At 64.3% G+C, this 25,366-nt stretch carries 21 protein-coding genes; 5 read left to right on the plus strand and 16 right to left on the minus strand.

The genetic code is table 11. The features are described from left to right. The first annotated feature begins 13 nt into the window (after nucleotides 1-13). Nucleotides 14-2,620, plus strand: a complete 2,607-nt coding sequence (gene mutS, locus VGD10_RS08430) for a DNA mismatch repair protein MutS (protein WP_331040371.1) — start codon at nucleotides 14-16, stop codon at nucleotides 2,618-2,620. A 15-nt stretch (nucleotides 2,621-2,635) separates the two neighbouring features. Further along, nucleotides 2,636-5,368, plus strand: coding sequence for a [protein-PII] uridylyltransferase (locus tag VGD10_RS08435; RefSeq protein WP_331040372.1), 2,733 nt, complete (start codon nucleotides 2,636-2,638; stop codon nucleotides 5,366-5,368). Between the two features lie 51 nt (nucleotides 5,369-5,419). On the opposite strand, the gene VGD10_RS08440 is transcribed toward VGD10_RS08435, so the two are convergent. From VGD10_RS08440 to VGD10_RS08475, 8 genes are all read right to left on the minus strand, one after another. Next, nucleotides 5,420-8,203 carry a TonB-dependent receptor gene (locus VGD10_RS08440; RefSeq protein ID WP_331040373.1) on the minus strand — a complete coding sequence of 928 codons (2,784 nt, stop codon included), beginning with the start codon at nucleotides 8,201-8,203 and terminating at the stop codon, nucleotides 5,420-5,422. 195 nt (nucleotides 8,204-8,398) lie between these two features. Then, complete coding sequence (locus VGD10_RS08445; protein ID WP_331040374.1) at nucleotides 8,399-8,758, minus strand: iron-sulfur cluster assembly accessory protein; 360 nt, start codon at nucleotides 8,756-8,758, stop codon at nucleotides 8,399-8,401. Continuing rightward, nucleotides 8,758-9,213, minus strand: a complete 456-nt coding sequence (locus VGD10_RS08450) for an SUF system Fe-S cluster assembly protein (protein WP_331040375.1) — start codon at nucleotides 9,211-9,213, stop codon at nucleotides 8,758-8,760. The genes VGD10_RS08445 and VGD10_RS08450 overlap by 1 nt, the downstream gene beginning before the upstream one ends. Further along, complete coding sequence (locus tag VGD10_RS08455; protein ID WP_414639514.1) at nucleotides 9,210-10,427, minus strand: cysteine desulfurase; 1,218 nt, start codon at nucleotides 10,425-10,427, stop codon at nucleotides 9,210-9,212. The genes VGD10_RS08450 and VGD10_RS08455 overlap by 4 nt, the downstream gene beginning before the upstream one ends. Further along, a complete protein-coding gene (locus VGD10_RS08460; RefSeq protein WP_331040376.1) occupies nucleotides 10,424-11,506 on the minus strand; it encodes a SufD family Fe-S cluster assembly protein in 1,083 nt (360 codons plus the stop codon). The genes VGD10_RS08455 and VGD10_RS08460 overlap by 4 nt, the downstream gene beginning before the upstream one ends. A gap of 103 nt (nucleotides 11,507-11,609) precedes the next feature. Next, nucleotides 11,610-12,353 carry a Fe-S cluster assembly ATPase SufC gene (sufC, locus tag VGD10_RS08465; protein WP_331040377.1) on the minus strand — a complete coding sequence of 248 codons (744 nt, stop codon included), beginning with the start codon at nucleotides 12,351-12,353 and terminating at the stop codon, nucleotides 11,610-11,612. A 403-nt stretch (nucleotides 12,354-12,756) separates the two neighbouring features. Then, nucleotides 12,757-14,229: a Fe-S cluster assembly protein SufB gene (sufB, locus tag VGD10_RS08470; RefSeq protein ID WP_331040378.1), complete on the minus strand. Its 1,473-nt coding sequence runs from the start codon at nucleotides 14,227-14,229 to the stop codon at nucleotides 12,757-12,759. Next, nucleotides 14,226-14,639, minus strand: a complete 414-nt coding sequence (locus tag VGD10_RS08475; RefSeq protein WP_331040379.1) for an Rrf2 family transcriptional regulator — start codon at nucleotides 14,637-14,639, stop codon at nucleotides 14,226-14,228. Before VGD10_RS08475 ends, sufB begins: the two co-directional genes overlap by 4 nt. Nucleotides 14,640-14,739: 100 nt before the next feature. Between VGD10_RS08475 and VGD10_RS08480 the strand changes: the two genes are divergently transcribed. Next, complete coding sequence (locus VGD10_RS08480; RefSeq protein WP_331040380.1) at nucleotides 14,740-15,195, plus strand: hypothetical protein; 456 nt, start codon at nucleotides 14,740-14,742, stop codon at nucleotides 15,193-15,195. On the opposite strand, the gene VGD10_RS08485 is transcribed toward VGD10_RS08480, so the two are convergent. Beyond that, nucleotides 15,192-17,039 (minus strand): DUF885 domain-containing protein, encoded by a 1,848-nt coding sequence (locus tag VGD10_RS08485; protein WP_331040381.1) that lies wholly within the window; start codon nucleotides 17,037-17,039, stop codon nucleotides 15,192-15,194. The genes VGD10_RS08480 and VGD10_RS08485 overlap by 4 nt on opposite strands. A gap of 105 nt (nucleotides 17,040-17,144) precedes the next feature. Here VGD10_RS08485 and VGD10_RS08490 point away from each other — a divergent pair, with 105 nt between their 5' ends. Then, complete coding sequence (locus tag VGD10_RS08490; protein WP_331040382.1) at nucleotides 17,145-18,182, plus strand: quinone-dependent dihydroorotate dehydrogenase; 1,038 nt, start codon at nucleotides 17,145-17,147, stop codon at nucleotides 18,180-18,182. Here the strand turns inward: VGD10_RS08490 and VGD10_RS08495 are convergent. Next, entirely contained in the window at nucleotides 18,179-19,882 is a 1,704-nt protein-coding gene (locus VGD10_RS08495) for a gamma-glutamyltransferase family protein (RefSeq protein ID WP_331040383.1), read from the minus strand. The genes VGD10_RS08490 and VGD10_RS08495 overlap by 4 nt on opposite strands. A gap of 126 nt (nucleotides 19,883-20,008) precedes the next feature. Between VGD10_RS08495 and VGD10_RS08500 the strand changes: the two genes are divergently transcribed. After that, nucleotides 20,009-21,799 carry an AMP-dependent synthetase/ligase gene (locus VGD10_RS08500; protein ID WP_331040384.1) on the plus strand — a complete coding sequence of 597 codons (1,791 nt, stop codon included), beginning with the start codon at nucleotides 20,009-20,011 and terminating at the stop codon, nucleotides 21,797-21,799. Here the strand turns inward: VGD10_RS08500 and VGD10_RS08505 are convergent. From VGD10_RS08505 to VGD10_RS08530, 6 genes are read right to left on the minus strand one after another with little or no spacing between them, the layout of a single operon-like run. Further along, nucleotides 21,796-22,191: a hypothetical protein gene (locus tag VGD10_RS08505; RefSeq protein ID WP_331040385.1), complete on the minus strand. Its 396-nt coding sequence runs from the start codon at nucleotides 22,189-22,191 to the stop codon at nucleotides 21,796-21,798. The genes VGD10_RS08500 and VGD10_RS08505 overlap by 4 nt on opposite strands. 47 nt (nucleotides 22,192-22,238) lie before the next feature. Then, on the minus strand, nucleotides 22,239-22,976 hold the full coding sequence (gene gloB, locus VGD10_RS08510) for a hydroxyacylglutathione hydrolase (RefSeq protein WP_331040386.1): 738 nt from the start codon (nucleotides 22,974-22,976) through the stop codon (nucleotides 22,239-22,241). Then, nucleotides 22,960-23,367: a VOC family protein gene (locus VGD10_RS08515; RefSeq protein WP_331040387.1), complete on the minus strand. Its 408-nt coding sequence runs from the start codon at nucleotides 23,365-23,367 to the stop codon at nucleotides 22,960-22,962. Before VGD10_RS08515 ends, gloB begins: the two co-directional genes overlap by 17 nt. A gap of 1 nt (nucleotide 23,368) precedes the next feature. Then, nucleotides 23,369-23,785, minus strand: a complete 417-nt coding sequence (locus tag VGD10_RS08520) for a VOC family protein (RefSeq protein WP_331040388.1) — start codon at nucleotides 23,783-23,785, stop codon at nucleotides 23,369-23,371. A 39-nt stretch (nucleotides 23,786-23,824) separates the two neighbouring features. Further along, complete coding sequence (locus VGD10_RS08525; RefSeq protein ID WP_331040389.1) at nucleotides 23,825-24,592, minus strand: tetratricopeptide repeat protein; 768 nt, start codon at nucleotides 24,590-24,592, stop codon at nucleotides 23,825-23,827. Beyond that, the gene (locus VGD10_RS08530) at nucleotides 24,589-25,332 is read right to left on the minus strand and encodes an alpha/beta hydrolase (protein ID WP_331040390.1); all 744 of its coding nucleotides are present in this window, start codon (nucleotides 25,330-25,332) and stop codon (nucleotides 24,589-24,591) included. The genes VGD10_RS08525 and VGD10_RS08530 overlap by 4 nt, the downstream gene beginning before the upstream one ends. Nucleotides 25,333-25,366: the final 34 nt, after the last annotated feature.

Raw genomic sequence — 25,366 nt, forward strand, 5'->3', positions numbered from 1 at the left:
TAGGCTGCCGCACATGGCAACGAAGCTTAAGGAAGAGTCGGCCCCGACCCCGATGATGGCGCAATATCTTGCGCTGAAGGCCGAGGCCGCGGATTGCCTCCTCTTCTACCGCATGGGCGACTTCTTCGAATTGTTCTTCGAGGATGCGAGGATCGCCGCCGCCTGCCTCGATATCGCACTGACGGCGCGGGGCGAGCATGAAGGCGAGCCGATCCCGATGTGCGGCGTACCGGTGCACAGCGCCGAAGCCTATCTGGCGCGGCTCATCAAAGCGGGGCACCGCGTCGCCATCGCCGAGCAGACGGAGAGCCCGGCCGAAGCGAAGAAGCGCGGATCGAAGTCGCTGGTCGCGCGCGGCATCGTACGGGTGGTGACGGCGGGAACGCTGACGGAAGAGGCTTTGCTCGACAGCCGCGCCGCCAATTGGCTGGTGGCGCTCGCCCGCGTCGGCGACCGGTTCGGGCTTGCCGCCGCCGACGTTTCGACGGGGCGTTTCGAGCTCTCCTCGGTCGCTCCCAATGCGCTCGATGCCGAGCTTGCCCGCCTGTCGGCGGCGGAGATCATCGCCTGCGAGCCGGCGGACGGGGTCGAGGCGCAGCTTCGGAAGAGCGGCTTTGATTCAATCTTGGCCGAGCGGCGGCTGAAAGAGCGTTTCGGCGTCGCCACCCTGGACGGCTTCGGCAGCTTCGACCGCGCGACGCTCGCCGCTGCCGGAGGGCTCCTCGCCTATCTGGACGAGGTGGCGCGGGAATCGCTCCCCTTCCTGCAGCCGCCGGTCGCGCGCGCCGCCGACGCGCATATGATGATTGACGCGGCGACGCGGGAGAGTCTGGAGCTTACGGTGTCGGCGAGCGGCACGCGGGCGGGAAGCCTGCTCCATGCGGTCGACCGGACCGTCACCGGCGCCGGCGCCCGGCTGCTCGCGGCGGACATCGGCGCGCCTTTGCTCGATCGGGCCGCGATCGAAGCGCGGCTTGAGCTCGTCAGGCTTTTCGAAGGCGACGGCGGCACCCGCGACATGCTGCGCCGGCAGTTGAAGGCGCTGCCGGATATCGGCCGCGCTTTGGGGCGGCTGGTGGCGGGGCGCGGAAGCCCTCGCGATCTCGGCCAGCTTCGCGACGGGCTCGACGAGGCGCGGCGGCTGCACGACCGGCTTGCCTCGCTGCCGGACCGGCCGGACCTGCTCGATGCTCTGCTTCCGGCGCTCACTGGGCATGGTTCGCTGGTGGATTTGCTCGCTCGCGCATTGGTGCCCTCGCCGCCGATCGACGCGGCGAACGGCGGCTATATTGCCGAGGGCCATGATGCGGCGCTGGACGACCTTCGCGCGACAGGCGGGGAAGGACGGCGGGCTATTGCGAGCCTCGAAGCCAAGTACCGGCTGGAGACCGGTATTGCCGCGCTCAAGATCCGGCATAATGGCGTGCTCGGCTATCATGTCGAGGTGCCTGCCAAGCACGCCGACCCGCTGATGGCGGCCGACAGCGGCTTCACGCACCGGCAAACGCTTGCCGGCGTGGTGCGCTTCAATGCGCCCGACCTTCATGAGCAGGCGATGCGGGTGGGCCAGGCAGGCGCGCATGCGCTTGCCGCCGAGGCCGCGCATCTCGAGGAGCTGATCGCCGCCGCGCTCCATCGCACCAACGAGATCGCGGCGGCGGCCGATGCGCTAGCGCGGCTCGACGTTGCAGCGGGGCTTGCGGAGCGGGCGGCTGAAGGTGGCTGGTGCCGGCCTTCGTTCGAGCTTCACAATTGCTTCGATGTGGAAGGGGGCCGGCATCCGGTGGTGGAGGAAGCGCTTCGCTCCAGCGGCGCGCGCTTCGTGGCGAACGATTGCGGGCTTTCGGAGAGCGAGCGGCTGTGGCTCGTCACCGGCCCCAATATGGGCGGCAAATCCACCTTCCTCCGCCAGAATGCGCTGATCGCCTTGCTGGCGCAGGCGGGTTCGTACGTGCCTGCAGCAAAGGCGAAGCTTGGCCTCGTCGACCGCCTGTTCAGCCGCGTCGGCGCCTCGGACAATCTTGCCCGCGGCCGGTCCACCTTCATGGTCGAGATGGTGGAGACGGCGGCGATTCTTAGCCAGGCGACGGAGCGGAGCTTCGTGATCCTGGACGAGGTCGGGCGCGGCACTTCGACCTATGACGGCCTTGCCATCGCCTGGGCGGTGGTCGAAGCAATCCATGATCGAAACAAGTGCCGCTGCCTTTTCGCTACTCATTATCACGAGCTTACGCGGCTTGCGGAACGGCTGGACGCGCTGTCGCTCCACCATGTTCGCGCGCGGGAGTGGAAGGGCGAACTCGTCTTCCTGCACGAGGTGGCGCAAGGCCCAGCCGACCGAAGCTACGGTCTTGCGGTAGCGAAGCTGGCCGGCCTGCCGCCGCAGGTACTCTCGCGCGCCCGCTCGGTGCTTGCCAAGCTTGAGGAAGGCCGCGCCGCCACCGGCGGCATTGCAGCAGGTCTCGACGATCTTCCACTGTTCGCGGCTGCGGCGCAGGAGGAGGCTGCACCCGATCCGCTGCATGCTGCGATGGCGGAGGTTGATGCGGATGCATTGAGCCCGCGGGAAGCGCTCGATCTGGTCTACAAGTTGAAGCGGCTGGCGGCGGAGCAAGGCTGAGCCTAAATTGAGGCGATGCGCGTCGCCTCCCTTCCCAATCGCCGGGCCATTATCGACCGGCGGGCTCTTGCCGACCGGCTGCGGGAAGCCGACCGCGCCCGAGCGGCGGCGCTTCTGAAAGAGGCGCTAACGGCGGGACGCGCCGAGATTGCACGGAGGCTTGAGGAGAGGCCTTATCAGGGCAGCGAGACGGCGGCGGCCTATGCTTTCCTCGCCGACCAGATCCTCCGCCTTGCCTATGATTATGTGACACAGCGCCTTTATCCACTTGGCAATCCGACTGCGGCGGAGCGGCTGCTGCTGATTGCGGTCGGCGGCTACGGGCGCGGGGAGATGGCCCTCCATTCCGACGTCGACATCGCGTTCGTGACGCCGTGGAAGCCGACCGGCTGGAGCGAGCAGGTGATCGAGGCCATGCTCTACCTGCTCTGGGACTTGGGCCTGAAGGTCGGCCATTCCAGCCGCTCGGTGGACGATGTCGTCCGCGTCGCCGCATCCGACCTCACCGTCCGCACCGCTATCCTGGAGGCGCGCTACGTCTGGGGCGACGAGCGCCTGTTCGATGAAGTCTATGCCCGGTTCTGGAATGAGGTGGTCGCTGGGCGCGGCGGCGAATTCGTGGCCGAGAAGCTCGAGGAAAGGAACGCGCGCCATCTGCGCATGGGCGACAGCCGCTATGTGGTCGAACCCAATGTGAAGGAGGGGAAAGGCGGCCTTCGCGATCTCCACACCCTCTTCTGGATCGGCAAATATGCTTATCAGGTGCGCTCGCTTCCGGAGCTGGTCGACAAGGGGCTGCTCTCGCCCGAAGAGCTAAGGCAGTTCCAGCGGGCGGAGCGCTTCTTCTGGGCCGTGCGCTGCCACCTTCACATCGTGTCCGGCCGGGCGGAGGACCGGCTCACTTTCGACTATCAGCGCGAGATCGCCGAGCGGATGCATTATGCCGATCGGCCAGGCAAGTCGCCGGTCGAGCGCTTCATGCAGCATTATTTCCTGCACGCGAAAATGGTGGGGGATCTGACCGGCGTCTTCCTTGCCCACCTCGACGAGAAGTTCGCCAAGCGTGGGCGGCGGATCGGCCTTCCTGCGCTGCGGCGGCGGCCGAGCAGGCTGGAAGGCTTTGTGCTCGACCGCGGTCGGCTGGCGCTGCCCGACGACGAAGAGTTCCTGACGCAGGACCCGGTGCGGCTCATCCAGCTATTCGCATTGGCCGACAGATATGAGCTGGAGATCCACCCCCTCGCCATGCGGGCGGCGGCGCGGCATGCCAAGCTGGTCGATCAGGTGCGGCAGGATTCGCGCGCCAACGCCCTGTTCCTAGACGTGCTGACCAGCCCCCGCCATCCAGAGACTGTGCTTCGCTGGATGAACGAAGCGGGCGTGTTCGGCCGCTTCATCCCCGACTTCGGCCGCGTCGTCGCGCAGATGCAGTTCGACATGTACCATCATTATACGGTGGACGAGCATTCCATCCGCGCGATCGGGCTGCTGGCCCGGATTGAGCGCGGCGACCTTAAGGAAGATCATCCGCTCTCCAGCGCCATCATCAAGCGCATCTCCTCGCGCCGAGTGCTTTACGTGGCGGTGCTGCTGCACGACATCGCCAAGGGCAGAGGCGGCGATCATAGCGAACTCGGTGCCGAAGTAGCGATGGAGCTCTGCCCGCGGCTCGGCCTCGACGACGCGGAGACCGCAACCGTTGCCTGGCTGGTGCGCTGGCATCTCCTCATGTCGGCGACCGCCTTCAAACGCGACCTTTCCGATCCGAAAACGATCGAGGATTTCGTGGGGCGGGTGAAAAGCCTCGAGCGGCTGCACCTCCTTCTCCTCCTCACCGTCGTTGACATACGCGCCGTTGGGCCCGGCGTGTGGAACAGCTGGAAGCGGCAATTGCTGCATGAGCTTTTCGAAGCGGCGGAGGAGCTGCTCCGCCTCGGCCACAAGCAGCAGGGCCGGCGCGAACGGGTGGCCGCCGTTCAGGAAGAGTTGGGCCAAAGGCTCGGCTGGGAGCAGAGCCGCTTCGCACGCCTCGCCTGGCGGCTTCCGGATTCCTATTGGCTGGCCGAGCCGTTGGAAGTGCTCGACCTCAACGCCCGCTTCATCGAGGAAGCGGATCGGGTGCCGGACGCGCCACCGATGATGACGAAGGTGCAGCCGGAGCGCGGCGCCACTCTCGTCACGGTGTACGCGAAAGACCAACCCGGCCTGTTCTACCGGATCGCCGGCGCGATCAGCCTTGCCGGCGGCAACATCATCGATGCCCGCATCCATACAACCGACGACGGCATGGCCCTCGACAACTTTCTCGTTCAGGATACGTCGGGAAAACCGTTCAACGATCCGCACCAGCTGGAGCGGCTGGAGGCCGCGGTAAAGGCAGCGATCGAAGGCGCCGAGCCTGAAATGGCGAAGCTCGAAGCGAAGCCGCTGCCGCTGACCCGCGCAGGGGCCTTTCCGATCCGACCCGCCGTCTTCATCGATAACGAAGCGTCCAGCCGCTATACCGTCGTTGAGGTCAACGCACGCGACCGCGCGGCTCTGCTCAGCGGCCTTGCCCAAGCCGTCTATCAGTCGAAGGCGGCGATCCATTCCGCCCATATCGCCACCTACGGCGAGCGGGCGGTGGACGTGTTTTACCTCACCGACCTGAAGGGCGAAAAGATTGTCAGCGCCGCCAAGCTTAAGGCGCTTCGCCAGCGGCTTATTGAAGCCGCGGCCGAGACCCTGTCCTCCAAGGCGGCCGCCTGAAAGAAAAAGGGCCCCGCCAGCGGCGAGGCCCTTCAATCAAAATCTCGCGACTTAGAATCGACCGCGAAGCGTGAGGCCGTAAGTCCGCGGCTCGGCAAGGAAGCTCGAGAAGAGCTGGTTGCCGACGCCGCCGAACGCCTGAACCTGCGCACGGCTGCGAGCGCCTTGGACCGGCGTGTTGAACGCTACCTGCTGATAATCCTCGTCCAGCAGGTTCTGCGCCCAGAGCTCCACCGCCCAGCGATCGTCCGGCCCACGAACGCCGACGCGTGCGTTCATCAGGAAGAACGCTTCCTGCTCCTTCTCCGGGAACAGGTCAGAGCCGGTGTTGAAAGCGGAGGTGTAGCGGCCGTCGACATAGAGCAGGCCGGAAAGCCCGCTTGCACCAATCGGCGGCGTATAGGCGAACGAGCCGGTGAGCACATGCTCCGGTGCATTGGACAGATTGTCGCCGGACAGCAGGAACAGCGCCGGGTCCAGCGCTTCACCAGTCGAGCTGCCGATTAGGTTCTTGCGATACTTAGTATCGGCATAAGTGTAGCCGCCGGTGAGCCGGAGGTTCCGCATCGGCGAGCCCGTGATTTCGAGCTCGATACCCTGCGAGAGCACGCCGGGTTCAACATCGTCGGGATCGCAGGTGCCGGTGGTCCCCGACGCATCGCGATCCGCCCCGTTGAGGTCGGTCCCGCAGCTGTTGATGTTCTGGACGATGAATACCGTGCCGTTGAACGTGTTCAGCTGGAAATCCGAAAACTCCTGTCGGAAGGCCGCAATGTTGAAGGTGAGGCCCTGAGGGCCGCTGATCTTCGCGCCGATTTCATAGGCATCCACCTTTTCAGCGGCAAACTGGAGATTTGCCGCATCGGCGTTGCTCCGCGGGAAGAGTGCAGAGCCCAGATCCGAACGGTCCAGGTTGAAGCCGCCTGCCTTGTAGCCCTTGGAATAGCTGGCATAGAGCAGAGCATCGGGGTTCGGCTTGTACGAGAGAACCACCGTTCCAGTGATCTCATCCTCGTCTCGGTCACTTTGCAGGTCCAGGTTGTTGAGCGACGAGCTGGAATTGCCGACACAGGTGAGGGTGATGATGCCGCCAATCAGCTCCCGCGTCGAAGCGGGAATAAGGGCGTTGCCAAGCAACGGTCCGAGCGCCGCCTGCTGCGTCGGACAGATGGTGTTGGTGTTGTTGAAATCGGCATTGAAGTCCTTGCTCTCACTCGTATAGCGCGCGCCGAGCGTAAGGCTCAGCTGGTCGGTGATATTGATGATGTTGTGCGTGAACAGCGCCCAATTCTTGCTGTTCTGATAGTAATCCGCACGATTATCGCCGACATTGTTGACAGTGCTGAGGCGATCGATGCCCGCGAGGATCGCAGCGCCTGCGGGCCCGAGCGGCGCAAGCTGCGCGGATAGTGCAGCGCGGCCGGCCGTGCTGAGGCAGCCCGGATTAGCCGGGTTGCGGAGCACCGCAGCGGGATTCACCGTAGCGATAATGCGGCATGCGGCGAAGGCGCCATATTGCGAGCCGAACTGAAGGTTGTCGGCGACGTGCAGGTCTTCGTTGGCGTAATAGCCGCCGACCAACCAATCGAGCCGGTCGTTGAAGGCAGAACCCTGCAGCCGGAGTTCCTGGCTGAAAGTCTCGAAGGCGCGGAAGGAGTTGCCGTCGTCAGGACGAGCCAGGATATCGACGCGGCTGTAATCGACATCGCCAGCACCGCCGGATTTATAGTCACGATAGGCGGTAATGGAGGTGAGGCTGCCGAAGCCGAGGTCCCAATCCACCTGACCCGACAGGCCCCAATCGTTGGTTTCGTTCCGATAGGTGCGGCCGGGGCTGACGCTGATCACGCGGCTGTAGGGATCGTCCGCTGACGGGAACGTTTCGCCGAGGCTGCGCAGAACGTCGGCGATGCGATTGTCGCGGAAGCTTACCTGTCCGTCCGTGTTTGTGTTGGGCGTCGCATCCGGCGTCGGATCGAAGCTTTCGCGGATTTCCGTATAAACGGCGCCGCAGCAGGATTCGTCGCGCTTGGTGTAGTCGCCGATGAGGCGGATCGAGAGATCGGCGGTCGGCTCGTACATGAGCTGGCCGCGCAGGAAGAAGCGGTCACGGTCGTTGACACGTTCTTCGGTGCCGCCCTGCGGATTGTCGACCTTATAGAAGCCGTCACGCTTCATGTAGACGCCGTCGACCCGGTAGCCGAGCGTGCCCTCGCCGATCGGGCCGGTGATGCCGGCGGCAATACGGCGCATGTCGTAATTACCGATCGTCAGCTCGCCATAGCCTTCGGTCTCGTTGAGGTTCGGCTTCTTGCTGATGATATGGATGAGGCCGGCCGAGGCGTTGCGGCCGAAGAGCGTGCCTTGAGGGCCACGCAGCACCTCGATCCGCTCGATCTCGCCGAGCTCGTTGAGGCCCACGCCCGTACGCGAGCGATAAACGCCGTCGATGAAGACGGCGACCGAGCTTTCAAGGCCAGGATTGTCGCCGACGGTGCCGATGCCGCGGATACGGGCGGAGCCGTTCGCTTCGGTGCCCGTCGAGGAAACGAGAAGAGACGGTGCAAGCTGGTTCAGAGCACGAATGTCGGTCGCGCCGCTATTCTGGAGTAGTTCGGCCGAAACCGCAGAAACGGCGAGCGGCACATCCTGAAGGACCTGCTGGCGGCCCTGCGCGGTGACGACGATCTCTTCACCCGCGCCATCATCCTGAACCTCAGCCTGCTCGGTCGGGCTTTCGGGAGGGCTCGGCGGCGGGCTGGTATTGTCCTGCGCATAAGCGGGCATGGCGAGTGCAAGGACGCCAGCCGACATCAACCAAAGCTTCTTAGACATAAACCCCTCCACCTCGCTTTACGTTTGCGTAAGAGGCTAATGAAAAGCGGAGGGGTCGACCAGCCGAAATCCGCAGATTCCCGCCTGTCGCAGCAAAATCATTGCATTTCAGCAACATTTTAGTTGCAGAAGAAAACCAAGCTTTCCGATGCCGTTACGGAAAGCTGGCGCGGCTGAGAAGCGGCCAAAGCCCGTCTAAACCGTGAAGCTCTCACCGCAGCCGCATGCGCCCTTAGCATTGGGGTTTTCGAACACAAAGCCGGCGGTGAAATCGTCTTCCACCCAGTCCATGCGGCTGCCGATCAGATAGAGGATGGAGGCGCCATCGACATAGAAGGTACCGCCCGACGTCTCGATCTTTTCGTCGAACGGCTTCTCGTCGCTCACATAATCGACCGAATAGGCGAGCCCGGAGCAGCCGCGACGCGGCGTCGAAAGCTTGACGCCGACCGTGCCTTCAGGCGCCTTCGCCATCAGCGCAGCGATGCGCGCTTCGGCGGCCGGCGTGAGCGTCAATGCTGCGGGACGGGCGCGGGTTTTGGTCTCGGCGTTCATCACAGCATTCCCAATTCGAGCTTGGCTTCGTCGCTCATCTTCTGCGGGTCCCAGGGGGGATCCCAGACCAGTTCGACCTCGGCATCGCCGACGCCAGGGACAGCGCCGACGCGGAGCTCGACTTCGCCGGGCATGGACTCCGCGACAGGGCAATGCGGCGTGGTCAGCGTCATCAGCACCTTGGCATGGTTCTCAGGGCTGATCTGCACGTCGTAGATGAGACCGAGGTCGTAGATGTTGACCGGGATCTCGGGATCGTAGATTTCCTTCAGCGCGTCGATCACTGCTTCATAGAGATCACCGCCCGGCTCTGCAGGCGAGGCTTCCGCGGGCTTCTGCGCCAGGAAGCCGGCAAGATAGTCCTTCTTGCGCTCGAAAGTCTCGGCCACGCGCGCCTTCGGCGGCTTCACCGCTTCGTCGACCTCTTCGATCTCGATCTTGCGTTCTTCATTCATCCGAAGATTCTCGTCACTCGCTCGATGCCGCGGACCAGGGCCTCGACATCCTTCCTGCCATTATAGACGCCGAAGCTTGCCCGGGCCGTCGCGTCGAGCCCGAGATGCTCCATCAGGGGCTGGGCGCAGTGATGACCCGCGCGGATCGCGACCCTGCTCTCATCCAATATGGTGCCGACATCGTGCGGATGCACCCCCTCAACTGCGAAGCTGACGATGCCGGCGCTGTCTTCCGGCCCCAGCAGGCGAACGCTGTTCATGGCCGAAAGCGCGGACCGCGCCTCGCGCACCAGCGCCTCTTCATGCGCGGCAATGGCGTCGAGGCCGATGCCGGTGACGTAATCGACCGCAGCGTGAAGGCCGAGCACGCCCACCACATGCGGCGTCCCCGCTTCGAAGCGAGCAGGCGGCGGGGCGAAGGTTGTGCCGGAAAAGCTCACCTTGTCGATCATGGCGCCGCCGCCCTGCCACGGCGGCATCGCGTCCAGCAGATCGGCGCGTCCCCAGAGGACGCCGATGCCGGTGGGGCCGTAAAGCTTGTGGCCGGAGAAGACGTAGAAGTCGCAGCCGAGCGCCTGAACATCGATCGGCATTCGCGGCACCGCCTGGCAGCCGTCGAGGAGGAGCAGCGCGCCGGCATCATGCGCGAGCTTCGCGGCGCGGCGAGCGTCAAGGACGGAGCCGAGCACGTTGGAGACGTGGGCGAGCGCGACCAGCTTGTGCCGATCGGTCAGCATCCCGGCCATGGCGTCGAGATCGATCCGGCCGTCTTCGGTCAGCGGGGCGACGTCAATTTCCGCGCCCGCCCGCTCGGCGATCAGCTGCCAGGGGACTATGTTCGAATGATGCTCCAGCACCGACAGCATGATGCGGTCGCCGGGCTTCAGGAAGGCGCCGCCCCAGCTTTGCGCGACGAGGTTGATGCCCTCGGTCGCGCCGCGGACGAAGATCACTTCTTCCGGCGCATTGGCGCCGATGAACTGCCCGACACGCCGGCGCGCGGCTTCGAAAGCGAGCGTCATTTCGGCCGATCGCTGATAGACGCCGCGGTGCACGGTCGCGTAGGTTTCGGAATAGGCGTGGGCGATCGCATCGATCACTTGCGCTGGCTTCTGCGCGGTGGCGGCGGTGTCGAGATAGGCCCAGCCTTCCGGAATGGCCGGGAAGTCGGCGACGAGGTCGAGCGGCCGGGTGGAGACGATCGCGTCCATCATCCGAACCACTTCATGACATCGGCTTCGAACGCTTCCCGCACCGCCTCTTCGCCGATGCGGGCGGTGGCGTCGGCGACGAAAGCTTGAGTCAGGAGCGCACGCGCTTCCTGCCGCGGAACGCCGCGGCTGGCGAGGTAGAAGAGCGCGTTGCGGTCTAGCTCGCCGACGGTGGCGCCGTGCGCGCATTTCACGTCGTCGGCGAAGATTTCCAGTTCCGGCTTGGCGTTGATCGTAGCGCCTCGGTCGAGCAGCAGACCTTTAAGCGATTGTTCGCCGTCCGTCTTTTGCGCCCCGCGCGCGACCTCGACGCGGGCGGCGACGGAGCAGGTAGATTTGTCCGCCGCAACCGAGCGCCAGACCTGTCGGCTGGTGCCGTTCGGCGCTTCGTGGCGGAGGACGAGGTTGGCATCGTGCCGCTGGCGTTCGCGGGCGAGTAACGCGCCGGCAACTTCGGCATAGGCACCTTCGCCGGTGAGGCTGATGCTACCGTCGAAACGGGTGTCGCGGGCGCCAGCGGCAGCCGCGACCGAGACGAGGCTCGCGCCCTCGCCCACGTCGGCGCGATCCGTGAAGCTGACGAAGCCGGCATCGCCAAGGACACGGCGGTGGAGCATCAGCCGCGCAGCTTTGGCTAGCCGGATACGGGTCAGCCGGTTGGTCCAGCCTTCGCCGATAAAGGTTTCGACGATGCTTGCCTGCGCATCGGTATCGAGCGCGATCTCTGATGGAAGGTGGTCGGCAGCGCCGGTGGTGACATGGACGATCTGCACCAGCCCCTGCGGCGCATGATCGCGGCCGAGCTTGAGGCTCCAGCCCTCGCCGTCGGCATGACCGGCGAGCGCATGGCCATGTTCGCCCGCAAGCGGAGCGATTTGAATCGGGCCAAGCGTGCTTTCTACCGAAAGCTTCCCATCAACGAACAGCAGGCGCGGCCCCTCGCGGCCGCATTCGATCCACGGAAGTTCACGAAGTGCATGGGGTGCGGCACCTTTTCCGTGAACTTCCGCCCATTTCGGAAGCGCCGACAGGTCGCTCCAGCGCCAGCCTTCTTCGCGGTTCGAGGGGAGGTCGAGCAGCATCAGGCCGCCACCTCAGCATCCCGGGCGGTGTGTAGGAAAATGCAATCGTGGAGGCGCTGCGCGCGCCGCCTTCCTCCGGGGCGGAGGATCGAGGTCTCCATGCTCACGCCGCCACCGCTCCATAGCCCTGGCGCTCGAGCTCCAGCGCGAGTTCCGGCCCGCCGGAGCGAGTAATGCGGCCTTCGGCGAGCACATGGACGAAATCCGGCCGGACGATGTCGAGCAGGCGCTGATAGTGGGTGATGAGCAGCACCGCCTTGTCGGGTTTCCGCATGATGCGGTTGATGCCGTCGCCAACGACGCGGAGCGCGTCGATGTCGAGGCCGCTGTCCGTTTCGTCGAGCACGGCCAGCTTGGGATCGATGATCCCCATCTGCACCATCTCGTTCCGCTTCTTCTCGCCGCCCGAAAAGCCGACATTCACCGGCCGCTTCAACATGTCCATCGACACGCCGAGCGCCTCGCCCTGCGCCTTCGAAAGCCGCAGGAAATCGCCCGCGCTGACCTCATCCTCGCCGCGGGCGCGGCGCTGGGCGTTAAGCGCGGTGCGGAGGAACTGGACATTGGAGACGCCGGGTATTTCGACCGGATATTGGAAGCCAAGGAACAGGCCTGCGGCGGCACGCTCATCCGCTTCCATTTCAAGCAGGTCGCGGCCGTCGAAGGTGATGGAGCCTTCGGTCACTTCATAACCGGGGCGGCCGCCGAGCACATAGCCGAGCGTCGACTTGCCCGCGCCGTTCGGCCCCATGATCGCGTGCACCTCCCCCGCGCCGACGCTGAGCGTCAGCCCGTTGAGGATCTGCTTGCCGTCAACTTCGGCGTAAAGGTTGTTAATACTCAACATCGCGATCACTCTGGTTGTGAAGCAACTGTTTCTGGTTCGGACGAAACTTCAGATGAGTTATAGGCTGCTTCGAGAGCTTCCCGATACCGAGCCTCTATTTCGCGAAAAAGGAGATCGACGGCCTCACCTTTGGGCAAGTCACCCTGATGTGTATTAACTATCTCCGGTAGCTCGCCGAGCAACTCCCGCCGTGCGGCAGCTTTCTCTGCGGAGCACCTTTTCACCATGCGACCGAGAACTTCGCCAGCGCTGCCCCCTCCATCAGCATCGACAGCGAGTAGGTGACTTACGCAATTCGCGTAGCCCGCAAGACCCGAACTTGTCTCCGGTGACTGAACAGCTCCCACCGTTGGCGCAGCCATAAAGGTGAGGCTTAGGGAGCCTCCCAGAACCAATAAATGTCTCATCCTACGCTCCCCTCCAAACTGATTCCCAAGAGCTTCTGCGCCTCCACAGCGAACTCCATGGGGAGCTGCTGGAGCACTTCTCTTGCGAAACCGTTGACGATGAGGGCCACTGCATCCTCGGTGTTGAGGCCGCGCTGCATGGCGTAGAAGAGCTGGTCGTCGCTGATCTTGGAGGTGGTGGCCTCATGCTCGATTTGGGCAGACGGGTTCTTCACCTCGATATAGGGGACGGTGTGGGCGCCGCATTTGTCGCCGAGCAGCAGGCTATCGCACTGGGTGAAGTTGCGGACGTTTTCCGCGCCGGCGTTCACCCGGACGAGGCCGCGGTAGGTGTTGTTGGAGCGGCCGGCGCTGATGCCCTTCGACACAATAGTCGAGCGGCTATTCTTGCCGATATGCACCATCTTCGTGCCGGTATCGGCCTGCTGCATATTGTTGGTGAGCGCGACCGAATAGAATTCGCCGACACTGCCCTCGCCTTTCAGGATGCAGGACGGATATTTCCAGGTGATGGCGGAGCCGGTCTCGACCTGCGTCCAGCTCACCTTCGACCGGTCGCCCGAGCAGAGCGCGCGCTTGGTGACGAAATTGTAGATGCCGCCTTTGCCTTCCGCGTCGCCCGGATACCAGTTCTGGACGGTGGAATATTTAATCTCCGCATCCTCATGCGCGAAGAGTTCGACCACTGCGGCATGGAGCTGGTTCTCGTCCCGCATCGGCGCGGTGCAGCCTTCGAGGTAGGAGACGTAGCTGCCCTTGTCGGCCACGATGAGGGTGCGTTCGAACTGGCCGGTATTCTCCGCGTTGATGCGGAAATAGGTGGATAGCTCCATCGGGCAGCGGACGCCCTCCGGAATGTAGACGAAGGTGCCGTCGGAGAAGACGGCGCTGTTGAGACAGGCGAAGTAATTGTCGCGCTGCGGCACAACGCTGCCGAGGTACTTCCGGACCAGTTCCGGATATTCGCGGATGGCCTCGGAAATAGAGCGGAAAATGACCCCCGCTTTCTCCAGCTCCGCGCGGAAGGTGGTGGCGACGGAGACGCTGTCGAACACGGCGTCCACGGCGACCTTGCGGGCGCCTTCGACGCCTGCGAGCACCTTCTGCTCCTCGATCGGAATGCCGAGCTTTTCGTAGACGCGAAGGATTTCCGGATCGACTTCGTCGAGCGAGCCGAGCTTCGGCTTCTGCTTGGGCTCGGCGTAATAATAAGCGTCCTGGAAATCGATGGTCGGGATGTCGAGCTTGGCCCAGCTCACTTCCTCCATCTCAAGCCAGGCGCGATAGGCCTTGAGGCGCCATTCGAGCATCCATTCCGGCTCACCCTTCTTGGCGGAGATGAAACGGACGGTGTCTTCGCTCAGGCCCTTCGGCGCGAACTCCTGCTCGATGTCGGAGGAGAAGCCCCATTCGTAGGTGGAGGCGCGGTCGGCGGCTTCCTGGGCCTCTTTGTTGCGGACTTCACTCACTTCGAAACACCTTGAGACAGGCTGGCGAGGCTGACGCCCTGAAGCGCGCCCCGGACAGCGAAATTGACGGCATTGAGGTGCGGCTTCACGCGGCAGCTGCCCTCTAAAACGCAATCATGTGCCGCGCCCTCGATGCAATTGGTCATCGCGATCGGCCCTTCGACCGCCTCGATAATGTCGGCGAGGCTGATGCCCTTCGCCTCCCGCGCCATGCGGAAGCCGCCGCCGGTGCCCCGCGCCGAGGTGAGGAGGCCGGCCGAGGCGAGCCGCCCCATCAATTTCTGCGCGGTAGGCAGCGGCACGCCGGTCTCCTCGGCCAGATTGGACGCGGTCAGCCGCTCGCCCGCCGGGTGACGGGCTGCGGCGGCCATCATTACGACCGCATAGTCGGCAAGGGAGGTCAGGCGCATCTTCTAATCGGATCGATTCGTTCCGATTGCGCATGTGGGCGCTTGAGGAGCCGAAATCAACCCGTCGCCTCTCGGCGAAAGTGACGCTATGCGAGCCTAAATGCGCTATTTCCTGGACACGGAATTCAACGGCTTCGGCGGCGAGCTGATCAGCCTCGCTTTGGTGCCCGAATATGGCGACCAGGATTATTATGCCGTCCTGCCGCTCCCGGAGGCGCTGCATCCCTGGGTGGAGCGGCATGTGGTGCCGTATCTCAACTCGGTGCCGCTCGGGGTGCTCGGCGGCGAGACGACGAGGCGGGCTGCAGCCGAGGAGATCGCCCGCTATCTCGCAGGCGATCCCGATCCAGTGATCGTTGCCGACTGGCCGGATGACATCGGCTATTTCTGCCACCTGCTGGTCACAAAGCCTGGAGACATGGCCGAAGTCGGCGGCCTTCGCTTCGAGCTGCTCCGCAATCCCGGCTTTTCGACCGCGCAGAACAGCGCCGTGCCCCACAACGCGCTGCACGATGCGCGCGCGCTGCGGGACTTCGTGCTCGGCTGGGAAGCTTAGCCGGCCTGCCGCGCGATCCAGGCGTCGACGTTCCGCTCCAATATGTCGAGAGGCACGGGCCCCGAAAGCAGGACCGCATCGTGGAAGCCCTTGATGTCGAAGCGGTCGCCGAGGCGGGTGCGCGCCCGTTCGCGCAGCTCCTCGATCTTCAGCTTGCCGACCATGTAAGCCGTCGCCTGACCCGGATAGACGACATAACGTTCGATCGCCTTGACGATACCGCCCCTGGCGTCGGCCGAATTGTCCTCGACATATTTGATCGCCTGTTCGCGGGTCCATCTTTTGTGGTGAAGGCCTGAATCGACGACGAGGCGAATGGCGCGGTGAAGCTCGAGCTGGAGCCGGCCGAAGTCGCGATACGGGTCCTTATACTGGCCCATGTCCTTGCCGAGCCGCTCCGAGTAAAGACCCCAGCCTTCAGAATAAGCCGTGAAGCCGCCGAACTGGCGGAACGGCGGCACCTTGCCGCCAAGCTCCGTCTGCACCGCACGCTGAAGGTGGTGGCCGGGAATGCCCTCGTGATAGAAAAGCGCCTCGATCTCGGTCGCGGGCATGTCGTTCATGTCGTAGAGATTGACGTAATAGGTGCCGGGGCGGGAGCCGTCCGGCGCCGGGCTCTGATAGAAGGCCTTGCCTGCAGATTTCTCGCGGAACGCCTCGACTCTCTTCACGACCAGCGGCGACTTCGGCGTGGTGCCGAAATATTGCGGCAGCAGAGCCTCCATCTCGCGATTGAACTGCTGCGTTTGGTCCAGATAGGCCTGCCGCCCGGCATCGGTGTTCGGAAAGTAGAATTGCTTGTCGGTGCGCATTTTCTCGAAGAATTGCTGCAGTGTGCCGGTGAAGCCGACCTGACGCATGATGGCGCGCATTTCGTCGTGGATGCGGGCGACCTGCTGGAGGCCGAGCGTATGGATCTGCTCGGCATTCATGCCGGTGGTGGTGTAGTAGCGGAGCAGCGCCGAATATTGGTCGGCGCCATTCTGGAACCGCCAGATGCCGTCGTCGGTGCCGGCTGCCTTCTGCTGTTCCTCCATCAGCGCGATGAGGCGCTGATAGGCGGGCTTTACCTCCTCGACGAGCGCAGTACGGCCAGCGTTAATAAGGCGCGTCTTTTCCGCGGGCGCGATGTCGAGCTTGTTCACCTTTTCCTTGAAGTCGGCGAAAAGGGCACTGTCCGCGCCAGGGCCGTAAGGCGCGCCGCTGATGATGTTGCGGGCATCGTCAATGACATAGGGGAAGACCCACCGCGGCGGCAGCACGCCTTTCGCCTGCCGGTCGCGGGCTTCGGCGATCGCCTGGTCGAGATAGGTGTCGAGCGTCTGCAGCCGCGACACATAGGCTTCGGCATCGGCGAGATTGTCGACGCGGTGGATGTTGATGAGGAAGGCGGGCCCCTCGCTCTGGGCGCCGTTCATCTGGTCGAAGACATAGGCGTTCTTGCGGAACGGCCAGATCGCCTCGCTGCGCGCAACGCGGTTCTCGAAAATGTCGTAGCTGAGTTGGTCTTCCGGCGAGAGCGAGGCGCGGTCGAAACGGCTGCGCATTTCGGCGAGAGTGCGAAGGTCTAGCTGGCGCGATTCCTCGGCGGCCGCGTCGGTATATTCGTCCCACTTGCCATAATCCTGATCCTTGATGCCTCGATAGGCCTTGGCGAGCGGCGACAGAGCAAGTTCGGCCTTGTCATAAGCTTCGAAGAAGGCCGCGAGTTCGGCGTTGCGCTCGACCGTCGCGGCAGGTGCAGGCGCCGCTTCGGAAGCGGGGACGGCGGCGACGGGCGCGGCTTCATAGGTGGCGCAGCCGACGATGAGGATGGTGGAAGCGAGCAGGAGCGAACGGAGCATCGGGGGGAATCCTCATGAAGTCGTTAGCGATACCGTAGAGGCAAAGCGGCGGGAGGCAAGAAGCGGCTTTTGACCCGGCTAGGCGCCGGTGCCATAGGCGCGGCCATGCCTGTCTATCCCATGCTCCGGCCGTTGGTTTTCGCCTTGGATGCGGAGCGGGCGCATGGACTTACGCTGAAGGCGCTTAAGCTGCTTCCGGCGCTATCGGGGCCTGAGGCGGACCCGAAGCTTTCCATCCAGGTGGCGGGACTGGATTTCCCCAACCCGGTCGGACTCGCCGCTGGGTTCGACAAAAATGCCGAAGTGTTCCGGCAGATGCTGGAACTCGGCTTCGGCTTTACCGAAGTGGGCACGCTGACGCCGCTGCCGCAGGAGGGCAATTCGAAGCCTCGCCTGTTCCGACTTGCCGAGGACCGGGCGGTGATCAACCGCATGGGCTTCAACAATGGGGGCCTAGATCCAGCCAAGACGCGGCTGTCGAAACGGAAGCGGAGCCGCGGCATCGTTGGCGTCAATATTGGGGCCAACAAGGACAGCGAGGACCGCATCGCCGATTATGTGGCAGGCGTGCGGACCATGGCCCCGGTGGCGGATTATCTTACTGTCAATATCTCTTCGCCCAACACGCCGGGGCTTCGGGCGCTACAGGACAAGGGTGCGCTGGACGCTCTGCTGGCGGCGGTGATGGACGCGCGGGGGGCGGAGGGGCCGCCGGTGTTCCTGAAGCTGGCGCCCGATCTGGAGCGCGCAGACATCGACGACATTGTGGCCGTGGCGATGGAGCGGCGGATCGATGCGTTGATCGTGTCCAACACCACCATTTCGCGGCCGCCGCTTCGATCACGTCAGCGCGACGAGGCTGGCGGGCTTTCCGGAGCGCCGCTGAAGGCGCTTGCGCTTGAGCGGCTTCGCGACTTCCGGCGCGCGACCGGCGGCGCATTGCCGCTGATCGCTACGGGCGGGATCGAGAATGGGGTCGATGCCTATGACAGGATCAAGGCCGGTGCGTCTCTGGTGCAGCTTTATTCGGCCCTCGTCTATCAGGGGCCAGCGCTTGCCCGCATGATCGCTGGCGAGCTTCGCAGCCTTCTGGACCGCGACGGGTTCAGCAACATCGCCGAGGCTGTCGGCATTGAGGCCTAACCGGCCGGCTCAGCCTTCGCGACCCCTTCGCGTCTCGGATCCGCGCCGCCGTCGAAGCGGCCGTTGCGGATCATCATTCCATGAAGACCGGAATCCTCCCCTTGCCCTGGCCTCAGTTCGATGCCCCGAGCGCGCAACCCCTCCAGAACCTGTGGCGGGAACTTGGTCACCTCGCCGTTGAAGTTGCTTCCCCGCGCTACGAGGTTCGGGAGCGACAGAGCCTCTTGCGCTGACAAATTCCAGTCGAGTGCTCCGACTAAGGACTTAGCGACATAGGCCAGAATGGCGTTGCCGCCTGCCGAGCCGAATGCGCCTACAAAGTCGCGATCATCGGTGAGTATTATGACTGGCGTCATGGACGAGCGCGGTCGCTTGCCCGGCGCAACGGCGTTAACCGAAAGGCGTCCTTCCGCATCGCGCGGCTGGAGCGTGAAATCGGTCATCTGGTTGTTGAGGAAGAAGCCGTCCACCATCCGACCTGAACCGAACAGCGACTCCACTGTCGTGGTCATTGAAACCACATTTCCTTGCGCGTCCCCGACGACGAAGTGAGAAGTGCCAGCAGGCTCCAGCGTCCGATCGGCGGCCGCGGCAACGGCGCCTTGAGGCCGGCCCGCCACTGGCGGTGCGCCGGCTCGCTCACCAATGAGGGCTGCTCGGCCCGCGACGTAAGAAGGATCAAGGAGGCCATGCACCGGCACAGGCACGTCTCCGACGTAGCGGTCGCGGTCTGCATACATGATCCGGCTTGCTTCGGCGAAGATGAACCATGCCTGCGGATCGTTGGGACCGCGTTCGGAGATATCCGTCCGCTCGAGAATGGCCATGAGCTGAAGGAGGCCGACGCCGCTCGACGGCGGCGGCGGTACGCAAAGGAGATGTACCCGGTAGGTGCGGCATAGCGGCTCCCGCTTCACCGGCCGGTAAGCGGCGAGGTCGGCCATCGTCATCGTGCCGCCGAGCGGCCCCGCGCGGGTCCGGGCGACAATCCGCTCCGCCGTCTGGCCCCGATACATCGCATCAGGCCCTTCGGCGGCAAGGCGCCGCAGAAACTCGGCATAGGCCGGATTGCGGAGCCGGTCACCCACCTCTATGAGCGTCCCGTCCGCTTCCCTGAAATAAGCGCGCGCGTCGGGTGCAGCCGCTTGCGGACCCGAGCCGTTTACAAAACGGGAAAGGCGCGGCGTGACCACGAAACCCTGCTCCGCCGTCCGCTCGGCATCGCCGAACAGCGAGCTCCAGCGAAGCTTGCCATGCTCTTCATGCGCCAGTTTCAGCATTCGAACCGCGCCGGGCACGCCCGTTGCGCGGCCACTGAGCATCGCCTGATCAATCGGCAGCGCTGTCCCTGAGGCATCGAGGAACATGTCCTCGCGCGCACCAGCCGGCGCAGTTTCCCGGCCATCATATATGATGATCTGGCGGCTGCCGGCATCGTAGTAGTTGAGGAAGGCGCCACCGCCCAGTCCGGAGCTTTGTGGCTCCACGAGCGAAAGCATCGCCTGAACGGCAATCGCGGCATCCACCGCACTGCCGCCGCGCCGCAGAACCGCTAAGCCCGCTTCCGTGGCAAGCGGATTGGCCGCCACCACGAAATATTGTGCCCGCTTCGGCTGAGGGGTGCCTGCGAGAGGAGGGCGAGCGCAGGACGTGACGCTGATCGCGGCCACGATCGACAGAAGGGCACGAATGAGTTGCATCCCCTGCGGTTAAATCATGAACTGGGTGGCGTCTACGTCCTCAACCTTCAGAATACTGGCGCCGCGGCAGGGCGGAAGCTAAGGAAGGCTGCCGACGCGGAAAAGTCGCGCGGCGGGGGAGAGTGGATGCGCGAATTCGAACGCTTTTCGAATCTGGTCACGATGTTCTTCACGCGCGCCCGCAAGATGGGGGACAAGCCGTTCCTGTGGGCGAAGCGGGACGGGAAATGGGTTTCGACAAGCTGGCGCGAGGCGGCGGAGCAGGTGGCCTCGCTCGCGGCGGCGCTGAAGCGGATCGGCCTTCGCCCCGGCGACAATGTGATGCTGGTGTCGGAGAACCGGCCGGAATGGTGCATCTCCGACCTCGCCATCATGGCGGCGGGCTGCGTCACCGTCCCGACGTACACCACCAATACCGAGCGCGATCACCAGCATATCCTGGACGACAGCGGCGCACGGGCGGTGATCGTCTCCACCGCCAAGCTCGCGGCGCCCCTGCTGAAGGCTGCGCAGCGCACGTCGGGCTGCGAGCATGTGATCGGCATCGAGCCTATTCGCTGGGAACAGGCGAGCAACGTCCAGTTCCACGACTGGAAGCAGCTGATCGCGGGCGAGAAGGCGGACGTTCAGGCCTGCGCGGACGGCGCAACCTTCGGCCGCGACGCGCTTGCCTGCATCATCTACACGAGCGGAACCGGCGGGGCGCCACGCGGCGTGATGCAGCATCACGGCGCCATCCTCCACAATGTCGAAGGCTGCATCGACGTCATCGCCAATGACTTCGGCTGGGACGACGAGATCTTCCTGTCCTTCCTTCCGGCAAGCCACGCCTATGAGCATACCGGCGGACAATTCTTCCCGATCGCGCTCGGCGGGCAGATCTATTATTCGGAAGGGCTCGAGAAGCTCGCTTCCAATATCGAGGAGGTGCGTCCGACGCTGATGGTCGTCGTGCCGCGCCTGTTCGAGGTGCTCCGCCAGCGTATTCTGAAGCAGGTCGAGAAGCAGGGGCGGCTTACCAATTACCTGCTCGACCGGGCACTTCAAATCGGCGCCAGAGACTATGCCGGCCAGATGAAGCTGGTCGACCGGCCGATGGACTTCATCCTCGGCCGCACGCTGCGGCCGAAGGTGGCGAAGCGGTTCGGCGGGCGGATCAAGGCGATGGTTTCGGGCGGCGCGCCGCTCAATCCGGAAGTCGGTATCTTCTTCCATTCGATGGGCCTCACCCTGCTGCAGGGATATGGCCAGACCGAGGCGGCTCCGGTGATCAGCTGCAATCGGCCCAAGGCCGGAATCAAGATGGACACGGTGGGGCCGCCGCTGAAGAATACCGAAGTCAGGATCGCCGAGGACGGCGAGATACTGGTCCGCGGCGAGCTGGTCATGAAGGGCTATTGGCGGAACGAGGCGCTGACAGAGAAGACGGTGGTGGACGACTGGCTCCATACCGGCGACGTCGGCCATATCGACGAGGCGGGTCGCATCGTCATCACCGACCGGAAGAAGGACATCATCGTCCTCGACAAGGGCGACAATGTCGCGCCGCAGAAGGTTGAGGGCATGCTGACGCTGCAGCCCGAGATCGTGCAGGCGATGGTGATGGGCGACAAGCGGCCTTATTTGGTCGGCCTGATCGTCCCCGATCCCGAATGGACGCAGGAATTCTGCGCCCGGAACCGGCGCGGCTGCAACTTCGCCAATCTCCGCACCGATCCGGATTACATGCGGGGGCTATCCGCCGCCGTTGACCGGGTGAATGCCGAGCTTTCGGTGATCGAGAAAGTGCGCCGCTTCATCATCGCGGACGAGCCGTTCACCGTTGAGAACGAGCAGCTGACGCCGTCGATCAAGATCAGGCGCCACGTCCTGAAGCAGGTTTACGGCGAGCGGCTGGACGCGCTCTACAAACGCTAGTTGGTTCGCCGGTAGGGCACGAAGTCGCCGAGGCCGCAGCCGCCGTAGGTGAAACCCGCAACCGGGTCGACCACAGTGGCGATATCGCCGCGGCAAAGCTGGGTGCTGGTGGTGCGGGTGACAAGAGCCCGGCCGGAATCGATCTTTGGGCATCCGGCTGCCGGTCGGTTCACGTAAACCACGCCGCCGCGTCCCTCGAAGAGGATTACACCCTCCCCGACGGACCTGTTGCCGAGAAGGTCTCGCGTCTGAACGCAGTTTACCGGAGTGCCTGCGACGCGGCCGCGGAGTGCTTCGTTCAACTCACCCTGTTCCCGGGCGGTAAGTTCGACGGGTGTCGTCGGTGCGCAGGCAGCGACTGCGGCGGCGGTGAGAGCGAGAAGCTTTTTCATTTCGAACCTCCATTTGGCGAACGCATCCGCCGGTCAGACTCAGCCCCTCAAGCTTTGAAACTATCCTTCGCGATCCGCCGCTCCGCAAGCTCCTCAGCCGATGAAACGCGCATAAATGGATTAGTGGCCCGTTCGAGCGCGATCGTGGTCGGCACGGTCGCCTGGCCGAGCGCGCGCGCCGCCTCCACCGCCGCCACCCGCTCCAGCAGAGCCTGATTGTCGGGCTCCATGGTAACGGCGAAGCGGGCGTTGGAGAGCGTATATTCATGCGCGCAATAGACGCGAGTTTCCGGCGGCAGCTTAGAAAGCCGCTGTAGGTTCGTATGCATCTGCTCCGCCGTGCCTTCGAACAGGCGGCCGCAGCCCATGGCGAACAGGGTGTCGCCGACGAACACGACCTCTTCGGACGGCAGATGATAGGCAATGTGCCCGGCGGTATGCGCCGGCACCTCCAGCACCTCCGCCTCCACGCCTCCGAGGGTGACGCGGTCGCCCTCCCCCACCCGCCGGTCGAGCGTCGGGATGCGTGCGGCTTCGGCGGCCGGGCCGGTGATGTGGCAGCCGGTCGTTTCCTTGATAGCCGCGTTGCCGCCGGTGTGGTCGGGATGCCAATGCGTGTTCCAGATCTGGGTGATCTTCCAGCCACGCGCCTCCGCCTCGGCGAGCACCGGCTCGGCGACGGCAGGATCGATGACCATGGTTTCGCCCGAGACTGGCTCGTGCACCAGCCAGATATAATTGTCGCTAAGCGCGGGGATGCGGACAATCTCAAGCGAGGAGGGCATCGTAACCCTCCGCATTGAACTCGATCAGGCAGAAGCCGTTGCCGAACGGATCCGCGAACATGGCCAGCTTGCCGTAGGGCGCCTCACGAGTCTCACCCTCCTGCACCGCACCCGCGGCAACGGCGCGACGTGTTGCGGCCTCAATGTCCTCGACGACGAAGTCCGGGTGGACGGGAGTCCAGTGACGATCGTAGCGGCGCGTATCGCCGCCTTCTGGGCCGATGCTGGTCCCCTCCTCCTTCCGGAGAAGATAGATGGGCGCATCGCTTCCCAGAAGCTCGATGAAATCCTTGTCGAACCTGCGTCCGACTGTCAGCCCCAGCGCCTGGGTGTAAAAAGCCTCTCCTGCGGCAATGTTCGGCACGTCGATGTTGAGGAGCAGCCCCGGCATCCTACCATGTACCCGTGTTCGGCATCGAGGCCCAGGGTTCCTGCGGCGGCAGGGCATCGCCGGCCTGCAGCAATTCTATGGAGATATTGTCGGGGGTCCGCACGAAAGCCATGTGGCCGTCGCGCGGTGGGCGGTTGATGGTGACGCCGGCGTCCATCAATCCCTGACAGGTCTCGTAGATATTATCGACGCGATAGGCGAGATGGCCGAAATTGCGGCCGCCCTCATAGCCTTTTTCATCCCAGTTGTGGGTGAGTTCCACCTGCGCCTGCTCGTCGCCGGGGGGGGCCAGGAAAATGAGGGTGAAGCGGCCTTGCTGATTGTCCATCCGCCGCAGCTCGCGGAGGCCGAGAAGGTTGAAAAAGCGGATCGTCTCGTCCGGGTCCGAGACGCGGATCATGGTGTGAAGATATTTCATGCCGGTAATATGGGTGACCGGCGACGGCTGTTCCAGCCGCTATTCTTCTTCCTCGGCTTCAACGGGCTCGGGCGGCTCTGCCGCGGCATCGAGCGCGGCTTGCGCCGATTTGGCCGCATCGGTTCCCGGCGCGATCTTCACCACCTTGACGTAATAATCTTTGGCAGAAGCGATGTCGCCGGACGTGCCGGCGATGGTGCCCGCATAGAGGAGCACGTCGGCATTGTCGGGCGCCAGTTCGACCGCCTTGCCGATATCGGCATTGGCCTTGGCCATATTGCCTTCCCGAAGCGCGAGGCCGGCGGAAAGATACCAGGCGAACGGGTCCTTCGCGACCAATTGCAGGGCGCGGTCGATATCGGTGCGGGCAGATTTGAGATCGCCCGTCGCGACGGCTGCGCGGGCCCGGTCGAGATGGACCTCGCCGCGGAGCTCAGAGCTGAGCGCGTTGGTCGCGAGCGCGGCATCGAACGCCGTCTTCGCCTTCGCGCCGTCTTCCGCGGCGAGCCAGGCATTGCCCGACTGCACCCAGAAATCGGCGCGGCGCGGGTCGTTCGCCCTTTCTGCATCGCGCGCCGCCTGTTCGAACGAAACGGCGGCAGGCGCCCAGCGGCCGAGTTCGACATAGGCAAGGCCGAGGCACTGGCGGGCGACGATGCCGCCGCCCTTGATGCGCCATTCATTGGCCGTTGAGAGCGCCTTTTGCGGATCGCTTTTGACGAGAGCAGCACAGGCCTTGAACTGCGCCTCCTCCCCTTGGGGAGCGGCCTGAGCGGCGGCGGCAAGCGCCAGCAGGAATGAAATCACAAGACCTCCAGCAGTCCCTTCACGGTCGCGATGAGGAGGGCGATGTCGCCGTCCCGCGACAGGCGGTGGTCGCCGTCCTTGACGAAGGTCGCCTGCACATCGGCTGAACAGAGCTTGCCCATCAGGTCCAAAGCCCAAGTCCAGGGCACGTCCTCGTCTTTCTGGCCGTGGAGGAGCCGCACCGGACAATCGATGCCGATCTCACCGAAAAGGACGCGAAGCGCTTCGCCGCTTTCCCAGAAGGTGCGGGTGGTGACGTAGGGGGCATCGCCATAAGGCGACGGCTCCTCGAGCCGCCCCTCCTGTAGGATCGTCATCTTCTGTTCGGGGGTGAAGCCCCAGCTGGTGAAGTCGGGCGCCGCGGCAATACCGACCAGGCCTTTCACCTGCTCGGGACGGGCAAGCGCCGCCAGCAGCATCAGCCAGCCGCCCATGGACGAGCCGACCAGCACCGCCGGCTCCCCATCAAGCATCTCGTCCAGCATCAGCAGCACGTCGTCCCGCCAGTTGGCGAGGCTCTGCGCTTCGAACTCACCCGTGGACGCGCCGCACCCGCGATAGTCGAACCGCAGCATCGCCCGGCCTTCGGATGCGGCCCAGGCATCGAGCGCGGTTGCCTTCCCGCCCTCCATGTCGGACATATAGCCCGGAAGGAACAGGATCGCGGGCCCGCGTCCCGGCCGATAGCGATAGGCAAGGCGGCAGCCGTCGGCGGCTTCGACAAAGGGAAGGTCACTCATCGCGCGGGGCCTTAGCATGGCCGAGGGGCAGGAG

The sequence above is a fragment of the Allosphingosinicella sp. genome, assembly GCF_036402135.1.
Taxonomy (GTDB): domain Bacteria; phylum Pseudomonadota; class Alphaproteobacteria; order Sphingomonadales; family Sphingomonadaceae; genus Allosphingosinicella.